At 29.1% G+C, this 17,843-nt stretch carries 12 protein-coding genes; 3 read left to right on the top strand and 9 right to left on the bottom strand.

Annotation, left to right across the window (positions count from 1 at the left end):
• Positions 1-74: 74 nt before the first annotated feature.
• From ligA to ACUSRV_RS09250, 4 genes are all read right to left on the bottom strand, one after another.
• Positions 75-2,102 (bottom strand): NAD-dependent DNA ligase LigA, encoded by a 2,028-nt coding sequence (ligA, locus tag ACUSRV_RS09265; protein WP_490141664.1) that lies wholly within the window; start codon positions 2,100-2,102, stop codon positions 75-77.
• A 139-nt stretch (positions 2,103-2,241) separates the two neighbouring features.
• On the bottom strand, positions 2,242-3,177 hold the full coding sequence (locus tag ACUSRV_RS09260) for a phosphoglycerate dehydrogenase (protein ID WP_490141663.1): 936 nt from the start codon (positions 3,175-3,177) through the stop codon (positions 2,242-2,244).
• Between the two features lie 214 nt (positions 3,178-3,391).
• Positions 3,392-4,252, bottom strand: coding sequence for a patatin-like phospholipase family protein (locus ACUSRV_RS09255; protein WP_490141662.1), 861 nt, complete (start codon positions 4,250-4,252; stop codon positions 3,392-3,394).
• 94 nt (positions 4,253-4,346) lie between these two features.
• Complete coding sequence (locus ACUSRV_RS09250; RefSeq protein WP_490141661.1) at positions 4,347-4,922, bottom strand: SprT-like domain-containing protein; 576 nt, start codon at positions 4,920-4,922, stop codon at positions 4,347-4,349.
• 226 nt (positions 4,923-5,148) lie between these two features.
• Here ACUSRV_RS09250 and bcaP point away from each other — a divergent pair, with 226 nt between their 5' ends.
• A complete protein-coding gene (gene bcaP, locus ACUSRV_RS09245) occupies positions 5,149-6,546 on the top strand; it encodes a branched-chain amino acid transporter BcaP (protein WP_490141660.1) in 1,398 nt (465 codons plus the stop codon).
• A 136-nt stretch (positions 6,547-6,682) separates the two neighbouring features.
• On the opposite strand, the gene ACUSRV_RS09240 is transcribed toward bcaP, so the two are convergent.
• The 3 genes from ACUSRV_RS09240 to ACUSRV_RS09230 form a co-directional block, all read right to left on the bottom strand.
• On the bottom strand, positions 6,683-8,347 hold the full coding sequence (locus tag ACUSRV_RS09240) for a glycoside hydrolase family 13 protein (protein ID WP_490141659.1): 1,665 nt from the start codon (positions 8,345-8,347) through the stop codon (positions 6,683-6,685).
• Positions 8,348-8,445: 98 nt separating this feature from the next.
• Positions 8,446-9,498 (bottom strand): FAD:protein FMN transferase, encoded by a 1,053-nt coding sequence (locus ACUSRV_RS09235; RefSeq protein ID WP_490141658.1) that lies wholly within the window; start codon positions 9,496-9,498, stop codon positions 8,446-8,448.
• Between the two features lie 143 nt (positions 9,499-9,641).
• The gene (locus ACUSRV_RS09230) at positions 9,642-10,115 is read right to left on the bottom strand and encodes an FMN-binding protein (RefSeq protein ID WP_490141657.1); all 474 of its coding nucleotides are present in this window, start codon (positions 10,113-10,115) and stop codon (positions 9,642-9,644) included.
• A 555-nt stretch (positions 10,116-10,670) separates the two neighbouring features.
• Between ACUSRV_RS09230 and ACUSRV_RS09225 the strand changes: the two genes are divergently transcribed.
• The gene (locus ACUSRV_RS09225; protein ID WP_490141656.1) at positions 10,671-12,518 is read left to right on the top strand and encodes an FAD-dependent oxidoreductase; all 1,848 of its coding nucleotides are present in this window, start codon (positions 10,671-10,673) and stop codon (positions 12,516-12,518) included.
• Between the two features lie 75 nt (positions 12,519-12,593).
• Complete coding sequence (locus tag ACUSRV_RS09220; RefSeq protein WP_490141655.1) at positions 12,594-13,562, top strand: polyprenyl synthetase family protein; 969 nt, start codon at positions 12,594-12,596, stop codon at positions 13,560-13,562.
• A 136-nt stretch (positions 13,563-13,698) separates the two neighbouring features.
• Here ACUSRV_RS09220 and ACUSRV_RS09215 read toward each other — a convergent pair whose 3' ends face one another.
• Positions 13,699-16,926 (bottom strand): SNF2 helicase associated domain-containing protein, encoded by a 3,228-nt coding sequence (locus tag ACUSRV_RS09215; protein ID WP_490141654.1) that lies wholly within the window; start codon positions 16,924-16,926, stop codon positions 13,699-13,701.
• A 194-nt stretch (positions 16,927-17,120) separates the two neighbouring features.
• The gene (locus tag ACUSRV_RS09210; protein WP_490141653.1) at positions 17,121-17,759 is read right to left on the bottom strand and encodes an acetate uptake transporter family protein; all 639 of its coding nucleotides are present in this window, start codon (positions 17,757-17,759) and stop codon (positions 17,121-17,123) included.
• Positions 17,760-17,843: the final 84 nt, after the last annotated feature.

Genomic DNA, 17,843 nt, shown 5'->3' with positions numbered 1-17,843 from the left:
TAATTCATAACTTTAATATTAAACATTATAAATAAGATTATACAATTTTTGTAATAAATAGTAAATTGTACATACTACATTTTAGACAATGCCTCTTCTATTTCACTTTTAGAATTCATTTTAGTAAGTTCAATAAATTGTTCTTCATCTACTAATTTTATACCTAAGTCATTTGCTTTTTCCAGTTTTGAACCAGCATCTTCTCCTGCAAGTACAAATGTTGTTGATTTACTCACACTTGAAGTTGCCTTTGCCCCTAACTTTTCAATTATATCTTTTGCATCATTTCTCTTAAGAGTAGGGAGTGTTCCTGTAATTACTATTTTCATACCTTCAAATACTTTTATTAAATCATCATCTTCTACTTTTAAGCTTTTGGTATTTACCCCTACATCTTTAAGCTTTTGTATTATATTTAAGTTTTTTTCTTCCTTAAAGAATTCAACTACACTCTCTGCCATGGTTTTTCCAAATTCATCTAAATGAATTAAATCATCTACAGTAACCTTCGATATATTATCTATATCTTTAAAACTATTAGCTAGTATCTTAGCTCCTTTTGATCCTATGAATTTAATCCCTAGTCCATTTATAAGTCTTGAAAGATCATTTTGTTTAGACTTTTCTATTGAACTTATAAGATTCTGAGCAGACTTTTCTCCCATTCTTTCAAGATCTATAAGTTGATCCTTTTTAATGTAATATAAATCTGCTACATCTTTTATAATATTTTGATTTAACAATAAAGTAACTATAGATTCACCTAATCCTTCTATATTCATTGCATCTCTAGAAACAAAATGAATTATACCTCTTCTTATTTGTGCAGGACATAATATGTTTATGCATTTGAGGGCTGCTTCTCCTTCTACCCTCATAGTAGGTTCACCGCATACAGGACAAACTTCAGGCATTTTAAATTTACTTTCCTCTCCTGTACGTTTCTCAAATACAACTTCAACAACTTGAGGTATTATATCTCCAGCTTTTTGAACTATGACAGTATCTCCTATCTTTATATCCTTTTCTCTTACATAATCTTCGTTGTGAAGTGTTGCCCTACTTACTGTAGAACCGGCAAGCCTTACTGGATCGAGGATAGCTGTAGGTGTTATAGTTCCAGTTCTCCCAACTTCCACTATTATATCTCTTACCTTAGTTTCTTTTCTCTCAGCTGGGAATTTATAAGCTATTGCCCATCTTGGACTTTTTGCTGTATATCCCATTTCTTCTCGTTGATATAGATTGTTTACTTTTATAACCATTCCATCTATATCAAAATCTAAGTTTTGTCTATTCTCTGACCAATATTTTATATAGTCTATAACTTCATTAATAGATTTGCAAACTTCATAATTTGGACTTACTGTAAATCCTAAATTTGTAAGATATTCTAAACTTTCACTATGAGTTTTAAATTCTTTATTTTCTATATGCTCTAAATTAAAAATAAATATATTTAAAGGCCTTTGTGCTGTTATCTTAGAATCTAACTGTCTAAGAGATCCTGCTGCTGCATTTCTAGGATTTGCAAATAAAGATAGCCCCTGCTCTTCTTGTTTTTCATTTAATTTTTCAAATTCTTTTCTAGGTATATAAACTTCACCTCTAACACCTAGTGTATCTTTTTCACTTAGTTTTAATGGTATAGTTCTTATTGTTTTTAGGTTTTGAGTCACATCTTCTCCTAAAACTCCATCCCCTCTAGTCGCACCTTGTACAAACTTACCATCTTCATATGTAAGACCTACAGACAATCCGTCTATTTTAAATTCAACTACATACTCTATATTAACGTTAGATATTTCTCTTACTTTTCTATCAAACTCTCTTAAATCATTTTCTGAGTATGCATTTGATAAACTAAGCATTGGTATCTTATGTACTACTTGATCAAATTTGCTAAGGGGTTTGCCTCCAACTCTTTGTGAAGGAGAATCCACACTTTTATATTGGGGATTTTCTTCTTCTAATTTAATAAGTTCTTTTATAAATTTATCATATTCATAGTCTGATATTTCAGGACTATCTTCTGTATAATACTTGTGATTATGATAATTTATTAAATTTATTAATTCATCTATTCTTTTTTTTATATCCATATCATCACCTCTTATATACTATCTTCCATTTATTCACACTTAATTTTAAGTCATATTAAGGGCCTTTGTCTATATTTTGCAGTTTTTATAATTTTATTTACATTGAATATAATAAAGAGGTGCATTTTGCACCTCTTTATTAATATCCTTTTTTAAAATTTATAGTATTTATTAAAGCTTCATTATTTATATATCTTCTTAAATTTTCATATATTAGGTTAAATCTTCTTTCATTTCTAGATTCAGATATCCATGAATTATGTGGTGTTATTATAACGTTATCTAAATCCCATAAAGGACTATTTTCAGATAAAGGTTCTTCCTCAAACACATCAAGTGCAACTCCTCTAAACTTACTTATATTGTTTATAAGATCCATTTCATTCAATATATTACCTCTTGCTACATTTATTAAAGCAGATCCATTTTTCATAAGTTTTAATTTTTCGTCATTTATTAAATATTTAGTAGACTCCGTAGATGGAATTGTTATTACAATTACATCACAAATCTTTAATATATCATCTAATTTTTCCATTGGAAAACATTTATCAAAGTATTTTGTATCTCTTCCATTTGTATTAACTCCATATATTTTTGTTTCAAATCCTTGGAGTCTTTTAGCAGCTTCAGAAGCTAATGTCCCTGTTCCAATAAATCCTATGTTCTTTCCATATATCTCTAATATAGATGTATCTACTTTCCACTTTTTATTTTTTTGGTTATTGTAAAGGTTTATGCTATTTTTATATATCTGTAGTATATTCATTACTATCCATTCACCTATAGGTATACTGTAACCACCTTTGTTGTTACAAAGTATAATATCATTATCTTGCACATATTTAATAGGCACCTGATCAATTCCTATACTAGACAATTGTATAAGCTTTAGATTTTTCATTTCATTTATATCTAAAGTATTAAACGGATTGTAGCAAGCTAATACCTCTATATCCTGATTTTCTAAGTTATTACTTATACTTCTTTCATCTTGATATATAACTTCATAACCAAGATCCCTTATCTTATTCATTTTTTCTTTTCCATAATCATAGGTAAATAAAACTTTCATATATCCCATCTCCAATATATTTTTTATTTGTATTATTTTATTTACCCAAAAAAATCAAAAGTCCTCTAATTTTAGTTAGAGGACTTAATCTATTTTAAATGAATGTAAAATAGATTAATACTACATGTAGTTTTTATATAATGATTTATAATCTATACATTCATTTGTATATATAGTCTCCTAAATTTTTTAAAATTATTCAGGCTAGTATACACTAATTTTTATATATGTAGCTTATCATATCTTCGTAATTACTTTTTGCATCTTCATAACCTATTTCATATAACGCTCTCAACGTATTTTTATTTTTCCCAAACATATCTATTTTAATATCTTTAGATGGCTCTATTATAAATGCTTTTCCTTGATCTTTAAAATCCTTTACTTCATCTATTATTTTGTTGTAAAAATCATGATAATTAAGCAATATATCAAGCATTTCTTTATGATCATTATACATATTTGAAGCAACCCATTTTAATATACGATCTACTTTCGCCTTTTTCATATATTTTAGATTCTCAGTCATAACTACTATATTTTTTTCATTTCCATCTCCTATAGATTTTCTTACTGGTATTGGATCTGATACTCCTCCATCGAGTAAATGCATATCATTTACTATTACTTTGTTAGATACTACAGGGACGCTGCTAGATGCTCTAAGAACTTTTTGTATATCACTACAATTATGTTTTTCTAAATATATAGGCTTCCCTGTATAGCAATCTGTAGCAACTGCTATAAACCTCTCATTAGCATTCATAAGCGTATCTACATCTAACACATTATGCTTTCTTGGCATTTCATCAAATATAAAATCCATATCAAATATATTTTTAGTTTTAATTAAATTTCTGAAGCTTAAAAAATTAGGCCTGTCTACAAAGCTTAATATAGAGTTTTTACCATATTCCTTTTGTCTAGCTATATATGCACTTCCATTACAGGCTCCTGCTGACACTCCTATTACATAAGGAAAATATAAATCTTTTTCTATAAAATAATCTATTACTCCAGATGTGTATATACCTCTCATGCCTCCACCTTGTAATATTAATCCTGTCTTATCCATATTTTCACCCTCAAACATACAAGATTTATATATTACAAGTTTGTACATTTTATAGATATACATACATATTTTTATAATATCATTGTGAAATTTATTACTTTGATCTAGTACTTATATATCCATCTTTATACTTTAACTTTGACTTACAGCAAGCACTTATACTATTTTTAATCAAATTATCTACTCTGCTTTTTCTTTGTGCGACTGCTACTAATTTATCACAGTTCCTACAAAGTATATGATACTCCTTTTTATCGTAATTACTTAACTCATCTATAACAGAACATGCACCCCAAAACTTGGAGGATATGCCAAGGTTAGAACACACCCTTTTAAATCTATCGTTATGACCATTGTTTTTTTGGTCTATAATAGTACAATAAAAATGCGCAAATTCGTGACCTATAATATTTCTCACAGTATCCTCTTTGCATGTACCATTTAACAATCTATCTGAAAATACAAATTCCACTGGAGTAAATACTATCTTATTGTCTATAAGTTTTTTAGAAAATTTAAACAGACCTAAACCTCTAGTCATTTTTTTGCTTATTCTAATAGGAATAATATCTATATTCCAATTTTTGTAGTTTAGGTTTGCTATCTTAGAGAATTTTAACATTTCTAATCTTATATCTTCTTGTGTCCATATTCTAAATTTAGAATTCATAAAATTAATTGACCTTTCTATATATGAATTTTTGTTATTATTATACTTTCTTCTTTTTACTATATCAATAATTTAACATAAGTATTTAAATATTTAAAATCCTTATTATTAATCATTCATAAGATTGAATATTCGAAATCTTTAACAAATAATTAACAATAAATCATTCTATTTTAATGAATCAGCAAATATACTTTGTATAAATAAAATTTAAGGAGGAGTTTTAATGCAAAGTAGTTTTTTCAGAAAAATGCCTGTCGAACGTCTTCTAGCTCAACGTAATGGCGAAAGAGGTCTCAAAAAGACTCTAGGAGCTCTTGAACTTACAATGCTTGGCGTTGGTGCTATCATAGGTACAGGTATATTTGTACTTACAGGAGTTGCAGCTGCAGACTATGCTGGTCCAGCACTTGTTCTTTCGTTCATACTTTCAGGTCTTGCATGTACATTTGCAGCTCTATGTTATGCTGAACTTTCAGCTATGATTCCTATTTCAGGAAGTGCATACACATTTGGTTATGTTGGTTTAGGAGAAATATGGGCATGGTTGATAGGTTGGGACTTAATACTTGAATACTGTATAGCTGTTTCAGCAGTTGCAATAGGATGGTCAGGGTATATAGTTAATCTTCTTTCTGCAGTAGGTATTAATATACCTGCAGCATTTGCTTCCGCTCCAGGAAGCGGGGGTATAGTTAATTTACCTGCTATGTTAATAATCATTTTAATATCATGCCTTCTTCTAGCTGGTGCTAAGGAGAGCGCTAAACTAAATAATATACTAGTTGCAGTAAAGATAATAGTTGTTCTTCTTTTTATAGCTCTTGGTGTATCTCACGTTAAACCTGACAACTGGACTCCATTTATGCCGTATGGCTGGGGCGGTGTATTTTCAGGTGCTGCCATAGTATTCTTTGCATTTATAGGATTTGATGCTGTTGCTACAGCAGCTGAAGAAGTTAAAAATCCGCAAAAAGATCTTCCAAAAGGTATAGTTGGTTCATTATTAATATGTACAGTTTTATATATAGCCGTTTCAGCTATATTAACTGGTATGGTTCCTTATCTAGACTTTAGAGATAATGCCGCTCCAGTTGCTTATGCTCTTGCTTCAGTAGGTATAAATTGGGGTTCTGCATTAGTTTCTGTAGGTGCTGTTGCAGGTATAACTTCAGTATTATTAGTTATGACTTATGGCTCAACTCGTTTATTCTTCTCTTTATCAAGAGATGGATTATTACCTAAAGTATTTAGTGATGTTAGTGCAAAAACTGGTACTCCAGTAAAAAGCACAATATTAGTCATGATAGCTTGTTCTTTAGTAGCTGGTTTCTTCCCTATAGGCAAAGTCGCTGAATTGGTAAATATGGGAACACTTGCAGCTTTTGTTATAGTTTGTATTTCTGTTATAATTCTTAGAAAAAGAAGACCAGAACTTGAAAGACCATTTAAAGTTCCATTAGTTCCATTAGTACCATTACTTGGCGTAGCATTTTGTTTATTCTTAATGACTCAATTACCTGCATTTACTAAAATAGCATTCCTTATTTGGATAGCTATAGGATTTGTAATTTATCTAGTTTATGGTAGGAACCATAGTGTATTAAACTCCGAAAAAGAATAATATAATACTAACAAATAGATCGTTCCCTAGCGAATAACCTATTTTAAATCTCATTAACTCATATATACTTTTCTTGCAGATATAAATAAATTTCAAAGATAAAAAGTAAAGCTTATAGGCTATGCCTATAAGCTTTTTATATAAATTTATAAACTCTAGCTTCATATGGTTTTAACACAAAATTAGTTATGTTATCATGTAACCCAACATTATAGTTTGATAACATTAACTTATCATATGATAATTCTATATCGTCGTATTTATAATTAGCTTCCTTATCTGTTAAATTACATATAATAATAACTTTTTCGTAATTTAGTGTACGAATATACGCATAAATTTGTTTATCATCTTCTAGAATTAAATTGTATACTCCGTAAGTAAATACATTATTTTCTTTTTTAATAGAAATCATCTTTTTATAAAAATTAAGTATAGAATTTGAATCCTTTTTTTGATTTAAGACATTTATTTTTTTATAGTTCGGGTTCACTCCTATCCACGGCTTACCAGTTGTAAATCCTGAATTTTGTGATTCATCCCACTGCATAGGAGTACGAGAATTATCTCTAGAAGTTTCCCATACCTCTTTCATTATATCTTCATTTGAAATTCCTTTTTCTTTTTTGATTTCATACATATTTCTAGTTCTTACATCGTTATACTCTTCAATAGTTTTGAATTTAACATTAGTCATACCCAGTTCTTGCCCTTGATATATAAATGGTGTTCCTTGCATTAAAAAGTACATGACAGCTAGAGATGTTGCACTTTCACGCCAATATTTCTTATCATCCCCCAAAGTAGATACTGCACGTGTAATATCATGATTTTCAATATATAATGCATTCCAACCTTTATCTTCTAATCCTTTTTGCCATTTTGTTAGTATTTTTTTCAACTCTACAAGCTCTAGCTCTTTATCACTTTTTTTATCCCATAAATTTAGATGCTCAAATTGAAATACCATGTTAAATTTGCCTTGTTTTTCTCCAACCCAAAGATCTATATCTTCTATTTTGACTCCATTTGCTTCTCCGACAGTCATTATGTCATACTTAGAAAAGGTATTTTCTTTTATATCTTTAAGGTACTTATGAATTCCTTTTACATTCATATGCTTATCAAATGAAGGCACATATTTTAATCCTTGTGGATTTGGCATATCTTTTAAATCTTTTTCCTTATTTATATGACTTATAGCATCAACACGAAATCCATCAACACCCTTGTCTAGCCACCAATTAATCATTTCGTATATAGCATGACGCATATCCCCATTTTCCCAGTTTAAATCTGGTTGTTTCTTTGAAAATAAATGTAAGAAATATTGATTCGTTTTCTCGTCATATTCCCAAGCTGAACCTCCAAAAATACTCTCCCAATTATTAGGTTCTTCTCCACCTTTTCCATCACGCCATATATACCAATCTCTTTTTGAATTATCTCTTGAGGAACTAGATTCAACGAACCATGGATGGTCATCACTTGTGTGATTTATAACTAGGTCTATTATTAGCTTCATGTTATGATTGTGAATCTCTGTTAGAAGATTATCAAAGTCATCCATTGTACCAAATTCATTCATAATATCTTGGTAATCGCTAATGTCATATCCATTATCATCATTTGGAGATTTGTATATTGGACAAATCCATATAACATCTATTCCTAATTCTTTTAAATAATCTAACTTAGATAGAATCCCCTTTAAATCGCCAATTCCATCTCCATTTGAATCCATAAAGCTCCTTGGATATATTTCATAAACAACACATTCTTTCCACCACAATTTTTTCATAGTTATATTTACCCCTTAATATATACTTACTTAAAATAAAAGCTTGAAGAAAATTTTCTCCAAGCTTTTATTAATAATATTATATGCAAAATTCAGTTTTAATTTGCTAATGTAAAGTTATTATCTGTTAACACAAAATTATCTTTTAGTCCAGAAGTTATATATACTTTATCATCCTTAGTAACAAAAACAACTTCTACATCTTCAAGTTGCTCTGCCTTTTTTAAGCCTTCTTCAACTCCAAGTGCAAATAAAGAAGTAGATAAACCGTCAGCATCTATAGATTTTGTTGTAATAATAGAAACCCCTGATATAGAATTTTCAATAGGATAACCTGTAAAAGGACTTAAAATGTGATGATATTTTTTGCCATCTTGCTCAAAAAACCTTTCATATATACCAGAAGTTACAACAGTCTTATCTTCTACTCCCACGATGCCTATATATTCTCCTCTTTCAACGTCTGGATTTTGAATACCTATTTTCCATTGTTCTCCAGTTGGCTTACTTCCCATAGTAAGTATATTACCACCTAAGTTTATAATAGCATGTTCTACATTGTTTTCTTTTAGAACTTCAGCAACAGAATCTGCGCTATAACCTTTCGCTATTCCTCCAAGATCAATTTTCATACCCTTTTCTTTTAACATTATCTTTTTTTCTGATTTATTTAATAAAATATTATCATGATTTATTAAAGATTTTGCTGATTCAATTTCTTCTTTAGACGGAAGTTTAGCATCGTCACTTCCAATACCCCATAATTGAACTAAAGGCCCAACTGTAATATCAAAATTTTCATCTGAAATCTTTGAGTAATACTTTCCTCTTTCTATAACATTAAAAGTTTCATCTGAAACCTTAACATAGTCCTCTCCTGCTTTTTCATTAATCTTATTTACTTCACTATTTTCTATATTAAGACTCATTTTATTTTCAATTTCTTTTATTCTATCAAATGCTTTATCTAATACTTCTTCAGAAACTGGGTCATAAATTGTAATAGTAACTACAGTCCCAAGTAAATAATCTGTTTTTGCAATAGGCTCTGATGGCCCTGATGCTTCTTCTTTTTTAGCACAACCAGAAATTCCCAAAATTACTAACATAAAAACAAGCAAAATGCTCAATTGTCTTCTAATCTTTTGCATAATTCTGCCTCACTTTTCTAAGATATTTTTATAAATAAAATAACCAGAATTATTATACCATATATCTATTGTTACTTTATATAAGTAATAATGGCTTTAGAGAAAGATCTCTAAAGCCATGTAAATTTACTTTTTATATTAACTTATTTTTTTTGTGCTATAGCTTCTTTAGCAAGTGTTTTGAATAATTCTGAAGTACCTGTAGCACCAGAAACTGTATCTACTTTTTCAATATCTTGAGTTTCTACTAAAGCTTTTTCTAATTGTATTTGTGCATCTTTTGCACTTATTTTAGATACCTTTTCCATTTCAGTATTGTATGCTTCATCTTCTTTTTTAGTCTTTCCATCTTTACCTATTTCATTGTATACTACTTCTGATATTTTTCCATCTTTATAAGTTATTTCTACTACACCTTTATATCCACGCTCATCAGCTTCGCTTTCTGCTTTATATGTAGCTTCTGTAGCTTCTGTAGTCTCTTCTGTTGTTTGCTCTGTAGTAGTTGTTTCTGTTGCTTCTTCCTTTGGCTCTTCCTTAGTGCTAGTACATCCTACCATTAAAGATCCAGCTACCATAAATGCAGCTCCTAAAGATAATAATTTTTTCATTTTCATAAAAATTTCCTCCCTTTAATTCAATTTTCAAAATAGTTAAACTATTGAAAAACAGTAATATTTCTTTACCAATTTTACTATATATTAATATATCATAGGTAATTTTAGTCGTCAATATACAAACAAAAAACGTTTTTTTCGAGTTAAAATAACATTTCTAAACATACTTTACAAATAAAACAATTAAAAATATCTTGTCATAAACTTGCATTATTTACTAAATTTTGTTTAAAATAACTAAACTAATGAAATATAATAATATTTTTTTAACAATATACCATATATAAACACCATATTGTGAATACTTTTTATTAAGTAAATTTTCATTTTGATAATTTTTTCCCGGAAAAAATGTCACTTTTTAGATATTAATATATTTTATACATTGATAAATTTTTATTTAGTCAATGTATAACCTATAATGTGTTGATATATCTAGATTCTGATGATATAATAGTAAATGTTATAAGTAGAAATATGAAGTATTTATGAAAAATAAGTAAAAATTCGTTGAATTTTAAGTTATTACTTATTAATTGAAAGGGGGATTTATAAATGGATAACAAGAAAAGAATTGTTGTCTTAGGAGCTGGATATGGTGGTATTTTAACTGCTAAAAAGCTTGCTAAAAAATTCAAAAATGATAGCTCTGTTGAAATTACACTTATTGATAAGAATTCTTATCATACAATGTTAACAGAACTTCACGAGGTTTCTGCGGGAAGAGTATCAGAAGATTCTATTAGAATTGACTTAAAAAAGGTGTTTGCTGGAAGAAAGGTAAACGTTGTATTAGATGAAATAACTAACATGGACTTTAAGAATCAAGTTTTAAAATCTGCGAAAAATTCTTATAAATATGATCATCTTGTAATTGGAACAGGTTCAAAACCTACTTACTGGGGAGTTCCTGGTGCTGAAGAAAATAGTTTCCCATTATGGTCTTATGAAGATGCAGTTAATTTAAAAGAACATATTCTTAATATGTTTAGAAAAGCAATGGTTGAGCCAGATGCAGAAAAAAGAAAAGCTCTACTTACATTTGTAGTAGTTGGATCTGGTTTTACAGGAATAGAAATGGTTGGAGAATTAGGCGAATACAAGGATCGCTTATGTGCAGATTTCCACATTGATAAAAATGAAGTAAAACTTTATGCAGTGGATGGAGCGCCTAAAATTTTACCTATTTTCCCAGACAATCTTATTAACAAAACAGTTAAAAGGTTAGAAAAATTAGGTGTTGAAATAATAACAAGCTCTCCTACTTCAGAAATAGGAAAAGATTATGCCATATTAAAGGGTGGCCGTAATATACCTACTCATACAGTAATTTGGGCAGCAGGTGTAGAAGGATCTGATACAGTTGGAAATACTGAGTTAAAACAAGAAGGAAGAAAAAGAATTGTTACAAATGATAAATTGCAATCATTAGATTATGAAAATGTATATGTTGTTGGAGATAATATATTCTATATTCCAGAGGGAGAAGAAAGACCTGTACCTCAGATGGTAGAAAATGCTGAACATTCATCTGGATTAATTGCACATAACCTTGCTACAGACATTACTGGCGGACAAAAGAAATCTTATAAGCCCGCATTCCATGGAGCTATGGTATGTGTAGGTGGAAAATACGGAGTAGCTCATCTTGGAACTCCTGGTAAGTTCTTCGAATTATCTGGATTCTTAGCTATGTTTGTTAAGCACTTTATCAACTTAGTTTATTTCTTCCAAGTAGCTGGATTTAATAAATGTTGGTCTTATATTATGCTTGAGTTTTTCCATGTTAAAGATAATAGAAGTTGCGTTGGCGGTCTTTTCTCAAAAGCTGCTCCTGTTTTCTGGCTTGTTCCACTTAGACTTTTCGTTGGATATAAGTGGCTTACAGAAGGGTTAGCTAAACTTCCAAAGATATTAGAAGATCCAAGTAATATATTCTTAATACCAGCTTCACCTGCAGCAGCTACTTCAGGTGCATCTGCAGCAGCAGAATCTACAGCAGAAACTGCAGTAGCTGCAGTCCAAGCATTACCAGTTCCAGATTTTATAGCAAATATGGTAAAATGGTCTATGGATATGTTCTTCTATACACCAGATGGAGGATTTACTGGATTAGCTCAAGTTTTCCAAACTGGTATGGTTTGTGCTGAAATAGTAGTAGGTCTTTTATTAATAGCTGGATTATTTACTCCTTTAGCTGCAATTGTATCAATATTAATGGGTATAATGATCTGGTCTTCAGGTATGGCTCCAACTGAAATGTTATGGTTTATGTTTAGTGCTGTTGCCTTAATAGGTTGGTCAGGAAGTGTACTTGGACTTGACTATTATGTTCTACCTTTTATAAAAAAATGGTGGAGTAAAACAGGTTTTGCTAGGAAAACATATTTATATGTAGATTAGAAATATATGTCCTTTCGAAGCTATTTTGTTTCGAAAGGGCTTTTGTTTTAAAAATCATACAGTAAGGGTGATTTCATGAATAACTTTTGGACTAAGTATCCAATAATCAAAACAGAATTAGAAGATGTAAAAAAAATAATGAAAGAAAATGTGAGGTCTAGTGAAAAGTATATTGAAAAGCCCCTTGTAGAGCTAATTGAGTCTGGAGGAAAGCTTCTTCGCCCTGCTTTTCTTTTATTAGGCGGAAGATTCGGTCAGTATGATAAGGATAAACTATATCCACTAGCTGCCGTAATTGAACTTCTTCATATGGCTACATTAGTTCACGATGATATTGTAGATGACTCTCCTTTAAGAAGAGGAAATGAAACTATTCAGTCTAAGTATGGTAAGGACTATGCAGTATTTATGGGAGACTTTTTATTTTGCAAGTGTTTTTCTATGCTCTCTAATGAATATACAGCAGAAAATATGAAAAATATATCTAATGCTATTACACATATATGTGTTGGTGAACTTAGACAATACTATCTAAGACGTTCTCAAAGCATATCAATTAAAAGATACCTAAAGGTTATCTCTGGTAAAACAGCAGCTTTATTTGCATTGAGTCTATATATAGGAGCTAGTGAAAGTAACTGTTCGGAAAAGCAAACTAAAGCTCTAGGTAAAATAGGCTACAATGTAGGTATGGCATTTCAAATTATAGATGATATTCTAGACTATACTGGCGATGAAAAACTTTTAGGAAAAAGTATCAAAGGTGACTTAAAAGAAGGTGTTTATACTCTTCCTTTAATTTATGCTCTTCAAAAAGATATAAGCGGAGAATTAAGAAACTTGATATATAAAGATGATATTACTGATAATGATATACACAGGATATTAGATCTTACAAAGGAACATGGTGGAATAGAAAAATCTAGAAATTTAGCTAACTTATATACTCAAAAGGCTTTTAACCAATTAAATAAGCTTCCAGATTGCGAAGCAAAAGAAATACTTCTAGATATTATAAATACAATGTTAAAAAGAAATTACTAAAAATCGCAGCGCTCATTTCGCCAACGATCTTAAGGAACAGATCCGTTGCTCAAGTTTATATGATGGAAATTATAATTTCCTTAATGTAAAAGGTTATATTCTTCAAATTTGAAGAATATAACCTTTTTAAATTTTATTATAAATCAAAAATATACTTTATTTCTTCTTCACTTAGTTTAGAAATTATAGTTTCTCCTGGCTTAATTATAGAGTCTATTAATTTCTTTTTTCTTTGTTGTAATGCATAAATCTTTTCTTCTATCGTATCTTTGGTTATTAATTTCATTACATGAACAGTATTTTTTTGTCCTATTCTATATGCCCTATCAGAAGCTTGTTCTTCTACAGCAGGATTCCACCAAGGATCAAAATGTATAACAGTATCAGCTCCTGTTAAATTAAGACCAGTTCCCCCTGCCTTTAAAGAAATTAAAAATACAGCTCCTTCACCTTCGTTAAATTCTTTAACTAGACGACCCCTATCGCTAATATTAGTTGAACCATCCAAATATTTATAATCAATATTATTTTCTAATAACATATCTTTTATAATACTTAACATAGACGTAAACTGGGAAAATATTAAAATTCTATGCCCACCATCTATATTCTCTTTTATAAGTTCTTCTAATAACAGTAACTTGCCACTTTCCCCTTCATAATTTTCAATAAACATAGATGGATGACAGCAAATTTGTCTTAGCCTAGTTAGCCCTGCAAGGATTTTGATATGGCTTTTTTCAATTCCATTAGTATTTATTTCTTCTTTGATTTCACCTTTTATCTTGTTTAAATACGCTAAATAAATTTTCTTTTGTTCATCAGTAAGTTGGGATATTATTTCACTTTCTATTTTTTCTGGAAGTTCATTTAAAACATCCTTTTTCAATCTTCTAAGAATGAATGGTTTTATATACCTTCTTAATTCATCTAACGACTCTTTATCTTTATCTTTAACTATTGGTTTTTCAAATCTTTTAGTAAATTTACTATGAGAAGAAAGTAATCCTGGCATTATGAAATCAAAAATTGACCATAATTCTGTTAAAGAATTTTCAACAGGAGTTCCAGTAAGGGCAAAATAGTTTTCTGCTTTTATTTCCTTAACACTCTTTGCGTTATTAGATGATGGATTTTTTATATGCTGAGCTTCATCTAATATGCAAAATCTAAAATTAAAATAATTATATAAATTTATATCTCTTCTAATAAGTGGATACGATGTAATCACAATATCATATTCACTTATATTATTTATTAAAGATTCTCTTTCTTCTTTATTCCCAGAAATAATGAGAGCCTTTAAGTCTGGAGTAAACTTTTCAATTTCTGATAACCAATTATACACAAGTGATGTTGGAGTAATTATAAGTGATGGCTGTCTTCCCTTTTCGTTTTTCTCTGAAAGTAAGAATGATAAAACTTGAATTGTCTTACCAAGCCCCATATCATCTGCCAAGATACCCCCAAATCCATAGTTATTAAGAGTCTTCAACCACTTAAAACCAAGTTTTTGATAGTTTCTCAAAATCTTATCTATATCTACAGGAATATTATATTCAATATCTTCAGGTTCTCTTATATTCTGAACTAATTCCTTAAACATAAGATCTCTCTTTATAGATTTAATATTACTCTCTTTTAAATACTCATCAATATATAAAGCTTTATATTTAGGTATTGCAATTTCTTCCTTTGACATATCATCTATTTCTAAGTAATCAGCGAGTTTTTGTAATTTGTTTAATTCATCATTTTCAATAGAAAAAAATGATCCATTCTTTAGCTTATAATATTTTTTCTTTTCCTTAATTGATTTAAATACATTTTTTAATTCTTCATCAGTTATCCCTTCTATTGAAAATTTAAACTCTAAAAAATTATTATCAGGTTTTAATCTAACCCCTCCTGAAATTGAATATGTTTTATTAATTTTTAATGTTTTAAAATCATCGGAATAAAATATATTACAAATATTGTTTAATAAATCCAGTTTATCGTATATAAAATCAAATATATTATCATCATCGTCTAAATATATATATTCACTACCTACTTTAAACTCAGAAATTTCAAAATGTGAAAGTATTTCATTTTCATTTTCTATATCTCTTAAAATTATTTTATTATCATTTCTTTCGTTTTTATATTCCCTTTTGAAAGGATTTATTATTATATCTCCATATACAAACTCTACATTAGCAGCAATTCCCTCATCTATTTTATCTAAAAATATATTTGTTTTTAATCCAGGGTCATATATAGTGTCTTCTACTTCCTTGTTAAGACTTATTTTTCCTATTTTTTTGATTGCTGGATAAACATAAGAAATAAATTTTTCTTTATGTTTTTGAGGTATTCTAATGGAATTATTATTTTTAATACCTATTGATTCAATAAATGGTTTTAGATTCTGGCTTTGAGTAGATGATATTTTATGAATTTTATTATTTGAAAAAATATAACCACCATCTTCTACAAGAGGTATTATTTTATTTTCTGTATTTATTTCTAACTTAAAATCACTATTTTCTTCAGCTAGTATAAACTTAATATCTATATCTTCTTCTACTATTTCTATATCATTATATTTATTTTCATTAATTACAATATTAACTTTCGTTCTTTTTGCTAAATCAAAAAATCTTTTTATTATTGCTTGAGAAAGATATACCTTTTTCCCTTTGAAAAGGCTTGGATTTCTAAGAGAAAATGACATTTCATCTAAGGAATTTTCAATATCATAGACCTCTTGTAATAAATCTATAATATTCTTATCTTCATCGCTAAAATAATGTGTACTCGGATCAAAAGTAAAATCTTTCCCAAAATATAGCTGTTCATTATTTATAATACTTTCTATAAACTTTTTTGTATTTTTAACTGTATATAATTTATGTTCTCCTACTTTTAAATTTAAATAGGTTTCCCTTAAAAATCCATTACTTCCGTAATTATATTCATAATCATATTCAACATTAACCAATACCTTATCTTCACTTTTTTTGTATGTGAAAAATTCTAATATATTCTTAGCAATATGCTCTTCTTTTAATTTTTCAGCTTTTTGGGATCTCCCCATTTCAAAAATCTTAAACATTGTAGCTACTATATGTTTACAATTACCACTTTTATCGTTATAAGCAGGGCACTCACAGGCTGCAAAGTCAAACTTACCATTTTTATCAAACTCAATTTCTACATCATAGTCATAATTACCTGAAACAATAGCCTTGACTATATTAGCTTTTTCACCAAAATCTTTTATTTTGACTCTTCCTTCACTACAGTACTTTCTGCCTTTGCTTATAGTAACTTCCTTTGAAGCATTACTATATATGTCATCTAATGTTATATATACCATATTTCACCCCTGCCTTTATTTGCTTATGTGACTTATTATATCATTAATACCGTTTCCACTAATATACTTTTTTATATGTGGTACAAGCTTATCTTTAGACTAGATAACTCATAAATAATTTAAATATAAAATACAGCAGGTATACACCTGCTGTATTTTATATTTAAATTATTTATTTTTATGTGAATCTGTTATTACGCTACAGAATTTTTAGCCATTTCTGCTTGTTTCTTATCCTTTATAATAGGGCCAGGCATAGGATATACTTCTCTACCAAACGCTGTGTTAACGACCATAGCTGCAGATAAATATATTCCGAATATACCTGCTATCAATAACCCCCAAGCTGGTATTACTGCAAAATCCTTTGATAAGATACCTAAATCCATTAAAGTAATGAATGGAAGTGATATATCTAATGCAAATACTATTAAACTTAATACAAGCGGTGTTTTTAAAAACGCTGGTGTCCATAACATTACTACAATTGTCAATACTAACCATGCCCATCCATCAATACGAGCATCAAGTGCAATATTATTTGTAGCCATTAGGAACTTCGTAATCATTTCAAGACCACCTACTAACATAAAGAAGGCACTGAAAAATAAAAATGTATTCCCACCTGTTGTATTTCCACCCTTTAGGTCAATTAGAGCAACTACAAGTTGTACTACAAATCCTCCTAATAACCAAATACCTAATAACGGCAATGCATCATGTGTTACTTTGCCTGATAATAAAGCAAAGAAACAGAAACATGCTACTGCTAAGGCAACTAATCCTGCTGGAGTAGGGTTAGACCACTCCTTAATTTGATTTCCTTGATTCACGAGAACATCCTCACTTTCATTATATATATAATTTCTAAATTAAGATGGTTCTTTGGCCATCTCTATACAAAGAAATTATATACA

The sequence above is a fragment of the Sporacetigenium sp. TC11 genome, from assembly GCF_058146105.1.
This window is presented reverse-complemented; position numbering and strand designations above follow the sequence as displayed.